Origin of the sequence: Bifidobacterium sp. M0404, from assembly GCF_016101415.1 — a bacterium.
GTDB classification, from domain to species: Bacteria; Actinomycetota; Actinomycetes; order Actinomycetales; family Bifidobacteriaceae; genus Bombiscardovia; species Bombiscardovia polysaccharolytica.
This window is the reverse complement of sequence record NZ_JACFQP010000001.1, coordinates 356,358-371,186: the sequence shown is the minus strand read 5'-3', so window position 1 is coordinate 371,186 and position 14,829 is coordinate 356,358. Positions and strand designations below refer to the sequence as shown.

The following is a 14,829-nucleotide window of genomic DNA, read 5'->3' as shown; positions in this document are numbered from 1 at the left end:
GTTCATTTTAGCGACAGAAGAAACCAGGACGGCCTCAGCCTTTCAGCACCTGCCTGGCCCAGTCCTCCAGCAGGTCGCAGACCAGGGCAGTCTGCTCGATCTGGACATTGTGGCCGGCCCGGTCCAGCACCGAGTAGGAGGCCCGGGGGAAGCGGCAGGCCAGGTCAAACTGATCCAAGTAGCCTACACGGTCGTCCTGGCGGCCGCAGACGAAGAGCACCGGGGCTATGAACCCGGACCAAACCTGGTCGAAGTCCAGATCCAACTGGTAGTACTTCTCCATTCGAGCCACCGTATCGGCATCGGCCGAACGAATGCCGGGCATGATGGTGCGTTGGTAGGCTTCCAAGTGCCCCCGGGACTCCACCACTGCCATCTGCCGGTAAGCATGCCTGGTGAACTCGTCCGCGTCGGCCAGGCCCTGGTCGTCATGGACCAGCACCTGACGTGAGGGCAGGCGCCTGTGGGCGGTCACCGGGTCGACCACCGAGGAGAGCAGGGCCATCCCCCGGCAGCGGTCCAACCGCCCGGCGGCGGCATGGCGGCTGAGCAGCCCACCTAGGGAGTTGCCCACTAGAGCGAAGGGGCCGCCTTCGCTGAAAATGTCCACCTGGTCATCCAGCCACCGAGCCAAACCGTCCAGGTCGAGGATGGACGGGTCGGGTGGCGTGCGGCCAAAGCCGGGCTGGTCCAGGTAGATCCGCTCAAAGCCGCCCACCCGTTCGAAAACGGGGTCCAAGTCATCGAAGATGTGGTGATCCACACCTGACCCGTGTACAAAAATCAGCGGCAGCCCATGACCCCGGCGAATGGCGAACCCGGGCCTGGTGCTCACTTCTTGGCACCGGAGGGGATGCCGGTCTTGAACTCCACGATGTCGCCGTCCTGCATGACATAGTCCTTGCCCTCAAGGCGCATCTTGCCCTCCTCGCGCACCTTGGCGTAGGACCCGTCGGCGGCCACGAAGTCGTCGTAGGAGACCACCTCGGCCTTGATGAAGCCCTTCTCGAAATCGGTGTGGATGACCCCGGCGGCCTGGGGGGCGGTCCAGCCCTTGTGAATCTGCCAGGCGCGCACCTCCTTGACCCCGGCGGTCAGGAAGGTCTGCAGACCAAGAATGTCAAAGCCCACCCGGGCCAGCTGGTCCAGGCCGGACTCCTTGAGCCCGGCATCGGTCAGCATCTCGCGGGCATCCGCCTCGTCAAGCTCGGTCAGCTCGGACTCGAACTGAGCGTTGAGGAAGATGGCAGGCGCGGGAGCCACTGAGTCAGCCAGCTGCTTTTTCATATCCTCATTCTGCAGTTCGTCGTCATCCACGTTGAAGACGTAGATGAAGGGCTTGGCGGTCATCAGATGCAGGTCGTAGAGCACATCCTTGTCGATGTCCCCGGCCTGGGCCGCCTGGTCGATGGTCCGCCCCTGTCCAAGAATCTCCTTGGCCTTGCGGACGGTGTCCAGGTAGGCGGGCTTGATCTTGCCCCCACGCTGATCCTTCTCCAGCTTGGGCAGGGCCTTGTCGATGGTCTGCATGTCGGCCAGAATCAGCTCGGTGTTGATGGTGTCGATGTCGTCGGCCGGATCCACCTTGCCATTGACGTGGACAATGTCGTCGTCATTGAAAGCGCGGACCACCTCGCAGATGGCGTCGGCCTCGCGGATGTTGGCCAAGAACTGGTTGCCCAGCCCTTCCCCCTCCGAGGCCCCCTTGACGATGCCGGCGATGTCCACGAAGGTGACCGTAGCGGGCACGATTTTGTCCGTGTGGACCAGCTTGGCCAGAACAGGCAGCCGGTCGTCGGGCAGGGGCACGATGCCAGTGTTGGGCTCTATGGTGGCGAAGGGGTAGTTCTCCGCCAGAACGTTGTTGCGGGTGAGGGCGTTGAAGAGTGTGGACTTGCCAACGTTGGGCAGCCCGACGATTCCTATGGTTAACGACATATCCACCAGTCTATTGCCCGGACTGCCCCGGCGTGGCTCCCCATAGAGCGGCAGGCTCAGTCACCGCGCTCCACCGCATCAATAGCCTCAATAACCGCTCCACGGAAGCCGTGCTTCTCCAAGGATGCAACACCCTTGATTGTGGTTCCGCCCGGTGAGCAGACCGCGTCCTTCATGGCCCCGGGGTTGGTGCCGGTGGCCAGGTAGAGGGCTCCAGTCCCCTCCACCATTCGCGCCGCCAGCCGGTAGGCCGCCTGCCTGGGCAGCCCATGCTCCACCCCAGCGTCAGCCAGAGCCTCCATATACATGGCCGTGTAGGCGGGCGCACATCCGGCGATGGTCGTCCCCACCGAGACCAGCTCACGGGGCAGGCGCACGATCATGGCCACCGGGTCAAAGACCTGGGTGAAGAGCTCCCGTTGCTGGTCGGTCAGGGTATCGTCCTCCTGAGTGACCAGAATCCCCTGCCCCACTGAAATGGGGGTGTTGGGGATGGCGCAGATCAGGTGGGTGCCCTCCTCCAGGATGTCGGCATAGTCCTCAAGGGTCATGCCGCCCACCACGGACAGGACCATGCGGTCCGGATCAGCCAGCTCATGGCGGATGGGCTCGCAGACCTGGGCCACCTGCCCCGGCTTGACGGCCAGAATCACAAGGTCGGCAGCCGCGGCCACCTCGGTGCCGGAGTGCATGGGCCGCACACCTAGCTGAGCCGTCCGCTCCACTAGCCGGTCATAGTGGGCTGCGCAAGCCACAATCCGGCCGCCGGGCAGCACACCCGCGTCGACAAGCCCCTGGGCCATGGCTTGGGCCATGTTGCCGTATCCGATGAATCCAAGAGTCAATGAGTCCGTGTTCATGTTCTCAAGTCTAGCCGCGCGCCGGGAAGAGCCCCTCCAGATCGCCGCGCTCCAGGGCCAGCCTGTAGAGGTGGGCGAAGACCCTGTCCCCGTGCAGGCCGTCGTGCTCGAACTCGTTGGTCACCCAGGCATGGGCGTGGCCCACACGCGAGAGGGTGTCCAGCTGGAGCTCGGAGGGCACGTAGAGGTCGTCGGCGTAGACCACGGCCTGTAGGGGAACCTGATTGTCAGCCAGACGGTCGGGATCGTACAGGTGGCCCCAGGAGCCCTCCTCCATGAGCAGGCTGACCGCCGGACCGAAGGGACGCAGGGCGGACTCCTGCTCGAACATCCAAGGGAAGATCGCCTCCCCGGTGAACATGAGCGGTCGGTCAGCAGTATCGAATTCGGGTCGGGCATCGCGCACCCGCTGCCCTGCCCAGTGCAGGGGGCCGCAGTCCCCGTCGGCGTAGATAAACTCTTGCAAGGGCCAGTAGAGCGGGCTGACCGAGGTAGCCGCCCGCACGCCTTCCAGGAAGGTCTGCGAGAGGGTGGCTCGGGAGCTGCTAGCTCCGGAAGCGGGCAGGCTGCCGTCGCCGTCCAGGAAGGCCGTGTCCAACAGCCAGTGGAGACGTTCGAACCCGCCGCTCTTGCCCAGGTCGACGCCCAGGGTCTGCAGTCGCTCCACGCTCAAAGGGTCGCCGCCGGGCAGGACCACATCACCCTGGGCCAGCCGGTCGGCAATGGCCGCCACACGGTCTTGGTCCCTCGGATATCGCTGGTAGAAGGCCCGGGACCGCTGAGCCATTTTGGTGAAGGTATGAGAGAAGAGCTCGTAGGCATCAGTGGGGATATGAGGCACGCCCCCGGCGGTGAAGGCCGCAGCCAGCCCCTGGGGGAAGTTCGACAGGTAGGCCAAGGTCAGGTAGCCGCCGAAGCTCTGTCCCAAGGCCACCCAGGGACGGCCAGCGAAGACCGTGCGACGCAGGTGCTCGAAGTCCCGGATGATGGAGTCCGCCAGAAAATACTTCAGATAATCGGCCTGAGCACGGGGCTCTTCTAGGGCTGCCATGGTGGTTCCGTCGATGGCGCTGGACCGGCCTGTACCCCGCTGGTCGGGCAGAACAATGCGGAAGTGGCGCAGGGCCTCGGCCATCCACCCGTCGGCAACGGCGCTCAGCGGCCGTGGAGCCCCATACCCGGGTCCGCCTTGCAAATAAACCAGCAGCGGCAGGTCGTCGTTCAAGTGCTCAGGGGCGCAGACCACGCGGTAGAAGCAGCGGAGGACCGCCTGATCTGCATTATCTTCAGCTCGCCAGACGCCAGGTTCACTGCCCGCCCAGTCCAGGGGAACGGGGATGGACCCCTCACTCACGTAGAGTCCCGGCAGATAGTATCCCTGGTTGGTCATACCCTGGCTCCTTTCCTATAGGTCAGTCGGGTTCATTGTCGCCGGGCGGTTGGACCTGGATTGTGTGTTGTCTGTGGGCTGGGTGGTAGGGTGAGAGGCAGGGGACGTCGGGAAGCCGGCTGGCTTCCTCTATGATTCGCGCAATCTGTTGCGCGGACTGGCGTTGAGGCATTGGTAGCTTCCCGACAGGAAGAACCTTATTCTGCAAGCGGCGTTTGCCCTGCTTGGTGTTCGGTGAAGGGGTTTCGGTTTCATGCATCTGGGTACCCGGCTGCGTCGCATCCTGGCGATGATGACCGTCCTGATCAGCCTGCTGGCAGGCCTGGGCGTCGCATCCGCCCAAGAGGACGCTCCCATCCCCTCCGGGGAAGGGGGTCGTCAGACCCCTCGCGCAGCTGACGGAACCTCCGCCTCTCTCCACAGCAACGCAACAGACACTCCACTGTCCTCACCATCGCCGATACAAACCACCACACCATTAAGCCCCACGCCCAGCACCCTGTCGTCGACGGCGGGCACGCCTGACAGCACAGCCCCCGCTCCGGCTGAATCGGCCGACAAGACGGAAGATCAGGCTTCGCACACGGTGCTTTTCGACCCGGCCGACAGCAGCAAGCCCACCCATGCGAGCGTGAAGACCGGCACCCTCGCTGCTGCCCCGCAACAGAATCCACAGCGTGAGGGCTTCCGGTTCGAGGGTTGGACGCTTGACGGCCGGCCCTATGATTTCCAAACCCCCGTCCTCCAGGACACGACCCTGAAAGCCCGGTGGACGAAGGTCACGGACTGGACGCTGAGCCCGGATCACGGGCCCGCCACAGGGGCGCGGCTGACCATCAGCCCGCCCGACAGGCAGGAACCTCAAATCGCCAGCATCCAAGCCGCAGGAAACCAGATTGCCGGCCTGACCGGCGACGGCCGCATCTACACCTGGACGCAGGACAGCACACCTGTGCAATTTCCTCTCCCCACCCATGCTGCCGACGGGTTCCGCTACCTGCAGGCCGCAGCCGGCAGCCACCGGCAGGCCGCCTTGGGATCCGACCAGCGGATCTACACCTGGAACAGCGGTCAAGCGACGCCCACGATCCTCGACACCGGACAGGACACCAAATTCACCAGCATCGGCATGAACGATAATCGACTCCTGGCCGTGGACCAGCAGGGACAGGCCCACGCCTATCAGACCAGGGATGCCGGCAGCCAGGAGCCGAACCCGAAATTCACAAAACAAGCCGAGACCAGCCTGCCCGGAAAGGCGCAGGCCGTGACCGCCATCGCCTCCCCCGGCCGGATCCTCATCGTGGACGCTGACGGGCAGGCCTGGACCTGGGAGACGGCCAATACCGGAAGCGCCAAGCCCGCGCGCATCAAGCAGGACCCGGGAATGCGCATCATCCAGGCCCATGCCCTCAACCAGGGGTTCCTCCTCCTGGACACGGAAAGGCGGATCCGTTACCTGGCCGACAACACGACCAGTCCCACAGCCGTCAACCTGCCGGCAAACATAAAAACCAACTCGATTACAGCCAATGATAGCCAGGCCGTTATCACCGACACGGAGGGCCACGTATGGTCCTGGCAGCCCGGCGAAGCACCCATGCGCGCGGACGACGGGAACAAGCGGTATATGCAGGCCGCAAGCACCGGCAGCAGGATCACCGCCATTGACCGGCAAGGCAGCATGTTCACGTGGGACGTGGACGGGCAGGGACAGCCCGGCAAGCCAGCAAGAGTCAGCACCACCACAGCGTCCATCCTGGAGTCAGCCAGCCTGAACGGCCAGCCGCTCAATCTCACTAAGAACAACGACGCCTGGCAGACAGACATGCCCGCCAGCAAGCCGGGACCAACCACTGTTCTCATCGTCGGCAGACAGGACGGCCAACCCTTCACCAAAAACCTCAACTACACGGTCGACCAGCCGCTGACACGAGGCGCCGAACCAAGATCCACGTTCACGGTCCACTTCGATACGGGCGGGGGAAACCCCGAACCAGCAGACCAGAACGTCTCCACTCCAAACGGCAGGGTGAAACGACCCTCCCCCGACCCTGCGCGTGAAGGCTACCTGTTCGACGGATGGTTCACCGGGGAAGTCGCCTACGACTTCAGCAAGCCCGTCACCAAGAGCCTCACCCTCACCGCCAGATGGACATTCAAAGACCCCGACAACACGTGGAAAATCAACCCCGACCAGGGTAGCCGCCTCGGCAACGAAACCACCACCATCACCCCGCCAGACACCAGCCGAGGCATTAGGTTCACCCAGGTCAGCGGATCAATGTACGACAGTTCGATCAGCTATGGCTTTTCATTGGCTGTGGGCAGCGACGGCAACGCCTGGGCATGGGGAAGCAACTACTATGGCCAGCTCGGCATCGACAAGCCCGACCAGCGGAACACGCCCGCCCCGGTGCCGAAGCCTGCAGACACACCTATGGATTTCACCTACGTGCAGGTCAGCGCCGGAAGTCGGCATTCGCTGGCCCTGGGCAGCGACGGCAACGCCTACGCATGGGGAGAAAACAGCAAAGGCCAGATCGGCGACGGGACGGACAACACTTCCCCCCGGACGACACCGGTCAAAGTGAAGAAGCCTGCAGGCACGCCCGCGGACTTCACCTACACACAGGTCAGCGGCGGAGCCTATCATTCGCTGGCCCTGGGCAGCGACGGCAACGCCTACGCATGGGGACATAACTACTCCGGCCAGATCGGCGACGGGACGACAACCCGCCGGACTACGCCGGTCAAAGTGAAGAAGCCTGCAGGCACGCCCGCGGACTTCACCTACACACAGGTCAGCGCCGGAGTCTATTATTCGCTGGCCCTGGGCAGCGACGGCAACGCCTACGCATGGGGAGAAAACGACAAAGGCCAGATCGGCGACGGGACGACAACCCGCCGGACTACGCCGGTCAAAGTCATGTCGCCTGCAGACACGCCCGCGGACTTCACCTACACACAGGTCAGCGCCGGAGGCTATCATGCGCTGGCCGTGGGCAGCGACGGCAACGCCTACGCATGGGGATATAACGACACTGGCCAGATCGGCGACGGGACGACAACCCGCCGGACTACGCCGGTCAAAGTCATGTCGCCTGCAGACACTCCCGCGGACTTCACCTACACACAGGTCAGCGGCGGGAACAATTATTCGCTGGCCGTGGGCAGCGACGGCAACGCCTACGCATGGGGGTCCAACCAGAAGGGCGTGCTCGGCATCAACATCGCCATCTGGTGGGGTGACACGAATCCTGCTCCTATGCGCGTGCGCGACCCCTCCAGCCCCAAGGACAAGAGCAAAGGACTGCAAGCCGAACAGGTCAGCGCCGGATACCAGCATTCGCTAGCCGTAGGCAGCGACGGCAACGCCTACGCATGGGGGGACAACGAGAATGGCCAGCTCGGCAACGACAGCATTCCCACAGGGCAATATAACAGTAAAGCTCAGAATCCTGCTCCTGTGCCGGTGTCGTTCAACCTGCAGCTGGTGATCACCGGGGTCAGATTCGACCAGACCCCCGCATCAGGGCTGACGCGCGGCGATGGCAGCAGCGTGACCGTGACGACGTCCGCACACGCGCCGGGCACGGTCACGGTCAACGTGGACTACACGCTGGGCGGCGCACCCAAAACGCCGGACACCTCCCTCCAATACACGTACCTTCCCGCAGGTGTGCTCCCCAATGCTGGGGGGGAAGGCATCCTGCTCGCCCTGGCCACCGGCATGACCGGCATGGGCGGGGTCCTGGCATCACGCCGCCACCGGAGGGAAACACATAGTCTCTCACTTGCTTCGCACGGGTGAGAACGGCCGGGGGCGGCGTATCAATCCCCACGCCCCCGGCCCATATATGGGGAGCGGGGAGGAAAAGTGTCACTTAAGGCTCAAACCCCAAGAGAGCCGACACTTCCCTCCCGCGCCTCACCACACTTCCGCAGGCGGAAACCGAGGGCAGGCATGCACGCCCCCGCCCCTGCCTGGCAGAGGAGGAAACACGGCCAGGTCGGTCAGGAGGCTTAACAGCCCCCAGCCAGCCCGGCCGCTGTTCATCTCCCTACCCCAGCATACTCGCGCAAACAACAGCCTCATCCTCGAGCATTCAGCCTCGCCCGCCTTCACTCATAGCCAAGCCTTGACGGGCCATGCTGTAAAAGTTGCGGTATCGTTACCGCACTGATATAACTGAAGGCTGTCAGAACCGTTCGCCTGCCCATGGCGGCGGTCAGGCAACCGCCGAGGTAGGCAGTCCGGCCCGGCGGCCGACCACTTCGACGAAAGGCCATGATGGCGTACGCGACGATCAGGGATGTGGCCCAACGGGCCGGTGTCTCCGTATCGACGGTCTCCCGAGCCCTTAACGACTCCGGGCGCATCTCCCCTGCCACTCGACAGCGCATCAACCAGGTCATCCACGACCTGCACTATGTGCCGGACTCCCGAGCCCGATCCATGCACTCCGCCCACTCGCGCACCATCGGCCTGCTCATCCCCGACATCCGCAACTCCTACTTCGCAGACCTGGCCTATCTGATCCAGGGCCAGCTGCTCAACCACGGCTTCCAGACCCTGATCTGCACCTCAATCCAGGGCGACCCAGGCGAAGACCGGGCCCAGGTGCGCAATCTGCTGGGCCAGCACATTGACGGAGCCATCATCGTGCCCGGGCCGCGTTCCTCACATACTCTGGAAGAGCTGACCAGACGCGGACTGCCCCTGGTCTGCGTGGACCGTGCCGCCGAGGGTGCCGCCGGTCGCGACGGGCGGACCATCCCCTGCGTGGACGCCGACCCCGAACCCGGCCTGCGGCAGGCCCTTGAGGATCTGCACACCCGGGGCCACCGACGCATCACCCTGGTGCCCGGCCCTCTCAAAGCATCGGCCACCTTCCAGGAACGCCTGGACGTCTACCGGAACCTGCTGGCAGGCATCGAGGGCATGGACGACCCCCTGGCCGACCAGGTAGAGCCCGGGACCTTCGACCCCGACATGATCCACCTCTGGGCCCGGCAGGGAATCACCGGGGTGCTCTTCGGATCCTCCCTGGAGGCCATACGCGCCATCAAAACGACCCAGTCCCGAGGAATCAGCATCGGCGAGGACCTGTCCATGATCACCTTCGACGACCTGCCCGTCTTCCGCATCCTGACCCCGGCAGTGTCGACCATCTCCCAGCAGGTCGACACCATGGGCATCCGCTGCGTGGACATGCTCCTGGCTCTGATGGCAGGCTCGCCCGTGCGGTCGGTCCGGTTGCAGACCAGCTACCGCCACTGCGCCTCGGTGGGGCGCCCGCCCGCGCACACCGGCCAGGATCCCTGAACCTGTCACAGTGTGATCATCAAGGCGGACAAGCTCATCAAGGAACGGAGAAACATGATTCAAGATATGGCGGCGGCATCTGACCAGGTGCTCAAGGGATTGGATACCATCAAGGGATCCATCTCGGTGGTCGGGTCCATGAATGCGGACTACACCGTCAACACCGACCGGCTGCCCAAGCCCGGCGAGACCATCAACGGGGGTCCCCTGCAGGTGCTGCCCGGGGGCAAGTCGGCCAACCAGGCGGCGACCGCGGCCCGCATCGGCGCTCAGGTACGGCTCTTCGGGGCCGTCGGATCCGACTCAAACGCCGACTTTCTGCTGGGGCAGCTGGGCAACGCCGGGGTGGATGTCTCCCATGTGATGACCGTTCCAGGAGCCAGCGGGACCACAGTCATCACCGTGGATGCGCGTGGTGAGAACACCATCGTCTACTCCCCCGGCTCCAACGGCAAGGTGGATGTGGACTACGCCCACCGCTCCCGCCAGGCCCTGACCTCGGCCAAGGTGCTGGGCTTGTGCCTGGAGAGCCCCATCGAGACGGTCACCGAGGCCGCGCGCATGGGCCACGAGGCCGACATGACCGTGCTGCTCAACGACTCCCCCTTCCGCGCCGACCTGCCCACCGACCTGATCGCCAACTCCGACCTGATCCTGGTCAACGAGCATGAGATGGCCCAGCTGCTGGGCATCGACGAGCCCGAGGACGGCGACTGGCTGGGGGCCGACTGGGACCGGATCAACCAGACCATGCAGGACTTCGGCTTCCATCGGGCCATCGTCACCCTGGGCGGCGAGGGGTCCATGGTGCTGGACCATGGCCAGACCTACCGGATTCACGCCGTGCATGTGGACGCCGTGGACACCACTGGCTGCGGGGATGCCTTCATGGGCACCGTGCTGGCCGGCCTGGCCTCCGACATGACCCTGGTGCAGGCCGCCCAGCTGGCCTCCTACGTCTCCGCCTACGCTGCCACCGGGCAGGGGGCGCAGGCCTCCTACGGCACGGCCGAGCAGATTAGGCTACGTTTCTCCTGAGTCTGGGCGTTCGTGGTCGGAGCCATCAAGGTCGAGCCATCGGAATCCTGACCACCGGGGTCTTGTAACCAGGGTCCGCTGGTCAGGGTCCAACGATTAGACAGGTAGAGCGCTGCTGACTCCCTCCCCTGCGTTGTCAGGCCGATGAACCGTTGCGAAAAATGCACGACGATTCGTCGGCCTGACTGGTATCTGTGCGATAGAGGCTGGATGGATGAATATGGGATGCATACTTGTTGCCAGTTGAGTGCAAATGTGGAATTTAGACTCATTGCCAACTGAGAGCAAGTCCTAAATCCGCTTTTGTTGCCAACTGAATTCAAGCACTGAATCTGTTCTTATCGCCAGTGTTAAATACATCTTACAACTGCTCCGGCTCATCCACCTTGCGACAGCCTGGGACCACGTTTGACCTCATCATCCCTCGGACTGATGGCACCTCCCGCTGTCCCCGAATATTGTTGATTCCATGAACACAGTCAGTCAAACAGCGCAGCGACCAATCACCAGGTCCAATAATCGAATGCTACTGACTGACGCCCTCTTCGCCATCCTTTTGTTTCTGCTGGTGAGCGGCTCCAGCGCCAATCTACGAGATGGGGCCCTGATCCCCTTGCAGGAAAACCTGATCCTGATGTGGACGGTCCTGCTCATAGCCCCTGTCGTTATCCGTCGCCGATTCCCGAACGTAGCAGCCGGGCTCTTCGTCGCTGTGGCTCTGGCTCAGCTCCTGTTGGGACCTGCCATCATGCTCTCCGACGCAGTCTGCCTGGTGATGGTCTATTCCTGTCTGCTCTACGGACGTCCATCCTGGCGCCGACTCTATCTGACTGTGGCCTGGGTCATGACGCCCCTATCCTGCCTTATCTTCACATTGGTCGATTTGGGGTTTCTGCCTCCAGGCAAGACGTGGCCGGACCACATCTCAATGTTGCCGACCTCATTCAAAGATCTGGCAATCACCTTCCTATCGAATTTACTGATCGAGGGGCTTCTGCTACTCATAGCCATCGTTGCAGCCTACTGGACGCGGACCAGAAGGGATGCCATTGATGAGGCCCGGCGACGCAACCACGCCTTGGCCCTGCAGGCAGAGCAAAGCGCGGCCCTGTCTGCCAGCGCTGAGCGGGCCCGCATAGCGCGTGACATGCACGATGTAGTCGCCCACACTCTGTCCATTGTCATTGTGCAGGCAGATGCCGGCAGGTACGCAGCCACTGCCGATGCGCACCTTGCTCTTAAGACCATGCGCACCATCGATCAAGAGAGCCGTCGCGCCCTACGTGAGCTGAGCTCGCTCTTCGGCAAACTCAAGACTCCAACCAACCCTGCACCCGAAACCAGCCAAAAGACAGCTGATTCTCTTCCAGGCCAACACTCTTCTTCCCCACCACCAACGGACCCAGCCCATATTCAGCCGCCTGACCAATCTCAAGCAACTGCCCAAACGAATTCCGCTAGTCAATCCGCGAACGCTCATAATCTGAATCCAGCCGGAACAGATTGCACTCAGCCGAGCCAAGCCAGCGACCATCTTCACACAATCAAAGAGATTCCAGCTGCCAACACTGCCAAGGCCAACATGGATACGGCCAACAATGCGCGTACCTGTCCCTCGGTTACCACCTCTTCAAACAATCCGCCGACCAGCTATAAATCATGGTCAGACCTGATAGATGCCGCCCGACTTGCTCAGCCGAAATCCCAATTCAGCCGACGCATTAAAGGCCGACCATGCCCAGAAAAGCTGGATCGCAGCCGCGCCATAACTGCTTACCGGGTCCTGCAAGAAGCATTGACCAATGTTCGCAAGCATGCCGCTCCGGCTTCGGCTGTGCTAGTTGAAGAACAGTGGCTCACGGACGGTTTGTGTCTAACCATTGACGACCGCCCATTTGACCATGCCTCTACCAATTCAGATTCTCCGCCGCAGATGGAGCGACCTGCGCATTCAGGTTTCGGTCTTTTAGGGATGCGCGAACGACTGACTTCTCTTGGAGGCGACCTTCAAACAGGTTCCGAACCAGAAGGCGGTTACCACCTCCAAGCGTGGATTCCTTTTGCCACTCCGCCAAAATCAGACTCTGAAGCGGAGATACGTGCCAATCGACAAGCTCAATGGTCCCTGCGCTCGATTGTCTCCACGCTCTTCGTCTGGTTTCAACGCCATCCATTGACGGCCGACCTGGGTTTGGTAATCGGACTAGTACTGGTAGAGAATCCAGGTCAAGCTCTTGCTATAGCACCTGTCACGCGACAATATGATCCGGGCCGACCAGTAAGGATCATCGCCACGCTAGGTATTGCTTTGCCCCTGATTGTGCGCAGGGTCCGTCCCGGCATTTGCGCCGCTATAGTGTCTGCAGTTGCCACCCTGCTGCTACTCTTCTCGCCCTGGCTGCCAGAAGCTGCAGTCTTATCCCCAGTCGCCGTCTATTCAGCAATGGTTTACGGCAAATACACCACCAGGCGGTGGGCTCCGTTGGCGGTCATCACGGATACGGTTTTATGGGCTGTCAGATGTGTAGCCAATAACCAAGGGTGCCCAACCATTCTGGCCTACATGATAGAAGGCCCGGCAGAATCATCTTTCTCTGAATCCCATTTAACACTTTTCATAGTGATGGCCGCACCGGCCTTGATCTGTCTGCTGACCATGCTGATTGCCTCACGCCGACGTACTCGTGGTTCAGTCCTGCTCCTACAGCAGGAACGCGAGCGCGCGCTAAACCAGACCCTGCAGGAAAGCCAGGCTCTGGCAGCCAATCAAGAGCGCGAACTCATTGGCTCTACCATGCAGGTAGAAGTGGCTGCAACCCTGAATACAGTTATTGCATCCACTACCAAAGCCATCTCCGAGTTGAACCATTATCAAGTCAAGGGGGTGAACCCTCCCCCAGAGCAGGTAGCGCAAGCCTTCGGCGACATTGCTTCTCAAGGACGCCAGGCCCTGGCTCGCATGCGACAACTGCTCACCGTCCTGCGTCACAGTTCCAGCACCGGTTTGCGCTCAAACATTGACACTGCCGATTCCCCAAACAAGAGCCTCAACTCAGACAGGAACCATATTGGCGAGCCCACCCGTAAAAACCCACATATACCGGCTCTTCACCCAGCCAAACCCCTGCCAGTAGATCTTGATGATCAGCTTGACAACTATTCGCAACAATCGCAACAGGATAAGGAACCAGAGCATGCCCAATCAGACCAACAGGACCACCCAGACTCCAGGCGTGAGCGTTCTTGATGATGAGCATCTCCTATGGATAGCAAACAGGAAAATGACCGTGTCAGGTAATCAGCACAATCGAAAAATTGAGCACTCCATGAATCGCGAACTCGAAGATTAGCCACTCCGGGAATCGATTGCTGACGAGCATAACTTCACCAGTTGAAAGTCTCTCCGACGACAGTCACTTAGCCAACAATTACTCAATCAGCAATCAATCAGACAGCGATTACCCTGGCTCCAAATTAAATCCAGTTGTAATTTCAAGCAACACTCAACTCAGATAAAATCGGATGGTGGCGCTGGCCACCATATAGCGGAAAGAAGCAGGCAGTCATGGAACGGACCGAACCCATCAGCGTTGCCATCGTGGACGACCAGGATCTGGTCCGAGCTGGCTTTGCCATGGTCATCGGCTCCCAGGATGACATGACCGTGGTCGGCCAAGGCGCGGACGGCGAGCAAGCAGTGGATCTGGCTTCACGCCTGCGGCCCGATGTGATCCTCATGGATGTCCGCATGCCCGGCATGGATGGTTTGACAGCCACCCGCCGTATCACTGCTTTGTCACCTGACCGCCCCGAGCCCAGGGTCATTGTGCTAACCACCTTCGATCTTGACGAATACGTCATGGCGGCTATAAAAGCCGGCGCATCAGGATTTCTGCTCAAGGATACCGAGCCTGAAACCCTCCTGACCTCCATCCGTACAGTTCACCAGGGCAATGCGATCATCGCTCCTTCGGCTACAAAACGCCTGATCGAACATATGGCCCATGACATGCCTGCGACCAGGTCCATGCCATCGGGATCGATCTATCGCGATCCCGAGGCGGACCTGCTCACTGATCGTGAGCTGCAGGTCCTGGTTCACATAGCCCAGGGCCTGAGCAACCAGGAGATCGCCGACAATCTGGGGATCTCACTGCCCACAGTGAAAACTCATGTAACTCACATTCTTCAGAAGATCAATGCCCGCGACCGCGTCCAGGCGGTGGTCTTCGCTTACGAAAACCACCTGGTATGAACCCGGCCGTCAGGCGGTA

9 protein-coding genes are annotated in these 14,829 nt (G+C 61.7%); 5 read left to right on the top strand and 4 right to left on the bottom strand.

All coding sequences use genetic code 11. The features are described from left to right. Window positions 1-34 precede the first annotated feature (34 nt). Genes H3T93_RS01500 through H3T93_RS01485 form a run of 4 tightly spaced genes read right to left on the bottom strand, consistent with a single transcriptional unit; the run spans window position 35 to window position 4,188 of the window. Window positions 35-835: an alpha/beta fold hydrolase gene (locus H3T93_RS01500; protein WP_144177226.1), complete on the bottom strand. Its 801-nt coding sequence runs from the start codon at window positions 833-835 to the stop codon at window positions 35-37. After that, a complete protein-coding gene (gene ychF / locus H3T93_RS01495; protein ID WP_144177228.1) occupies window positions 832-1,938 on the bottom strand; it encodes a redox-regulated ATPase YchF in 1,107 nt (368 codons plus the stop codon). The genes H3T93_RS01500 and ychF overlap by 4 nt, the downstream gene beginning before the upstream one ends. 56 nt (window positions 1,939-1,994) lie before the next feature. Next, window positions 1,995-2,798, bottom strand: a complete 804-nt coding sequence (proC, locus tag H3T93_RS01490; protein ID WP_144177230.1) for a pyrroline-5-carboxylate reductase — start codon at window positions 2,796-2,798, stop codon at window positions 1,995-1,997. A gap of 10 nt (window positions 2,799-2,808) precedes the next feature. Then, on the bottom strand, window positions 2,809-4,188 hold the full coding sequence (locus tag H3T93_RS01485; protein ID WP_144177232.1) for an alpha/beta fold hydrolase: 1,380 nt from the start codon (window positions 4,186-4,188) through the stop codon (window positions 2,809-2,811). A 253-nt stretch (window positions 4,189-4,441) separates the two neighbouring features. Here H3T93_RS01485 and H3T93_RS01480 point away from each other — a divergent pair, with 253 nt between their 5' ends. The 5 genes from H3T93_RS01480 (at window position 4,442) to H3T93_RS01460 (ending at window position 14,810) form a co-directional block, all read left to right on the top strand. After that, window positions 4,442-8,002: an RCC1 domain-containing protein gene (locus tag H3T93_RS01480; RefSeq protein WP_144177234.1), complete on the top strand. Its 3,561-nt coding sequence runs from the start codon at window positions 4,442-4,444 to the stop codon at window positions 8,000-8,002. 477 nt (window positions 8,003-8,479) lie between these two features. Then, a complete protein-coding gene (locus H3T93_RS01475) occupies window positions 8,480-9,517 on the top strand; it encodes a LacI family DNA-binding transcriptional regulator (protein ID WP_144177236.1) in 1,038 nt (345 codons plus the stop codon). 54 nt (window positions 9,518-9,571) lie between these two features. Then, window positions 9,572-10,555 carry a ribokinase gene (locus tag H3T93_RS01470; RefSeq protein ID WP_144177238.1) on the top strand — a complete coding sequence of 328 codons (984 nt, stop codon included), beginning with the start codon at window positions 9,572-9,574 and terminating at the stop codon, window positions 10,553-10,555. A gap of 523 nt (window positions 10,556-11,078) precedes the next feature. After that, a complete protein-coding gene (locus tag H3T93_RS01465) occupies window positions 11,079-13,802 on the top strand; it encodes a sensor histidine kinase (RefSeq protein WP_198229183.1) in 2,724 nt (907 codons plus the stop codon). Window positions 13,803-14,120: 318 nt separating this feature from the next. Further along, entirely contained in the window at window positions 14,121-14,810 is a 690-nt protein-coding gene (locus H3T93_RS01460; RefSeq protein WP_144177242.1) for a response regulator, read from the top strand. Window positions 14,811-14,829 lie beyond the last annotated feature (19 nt).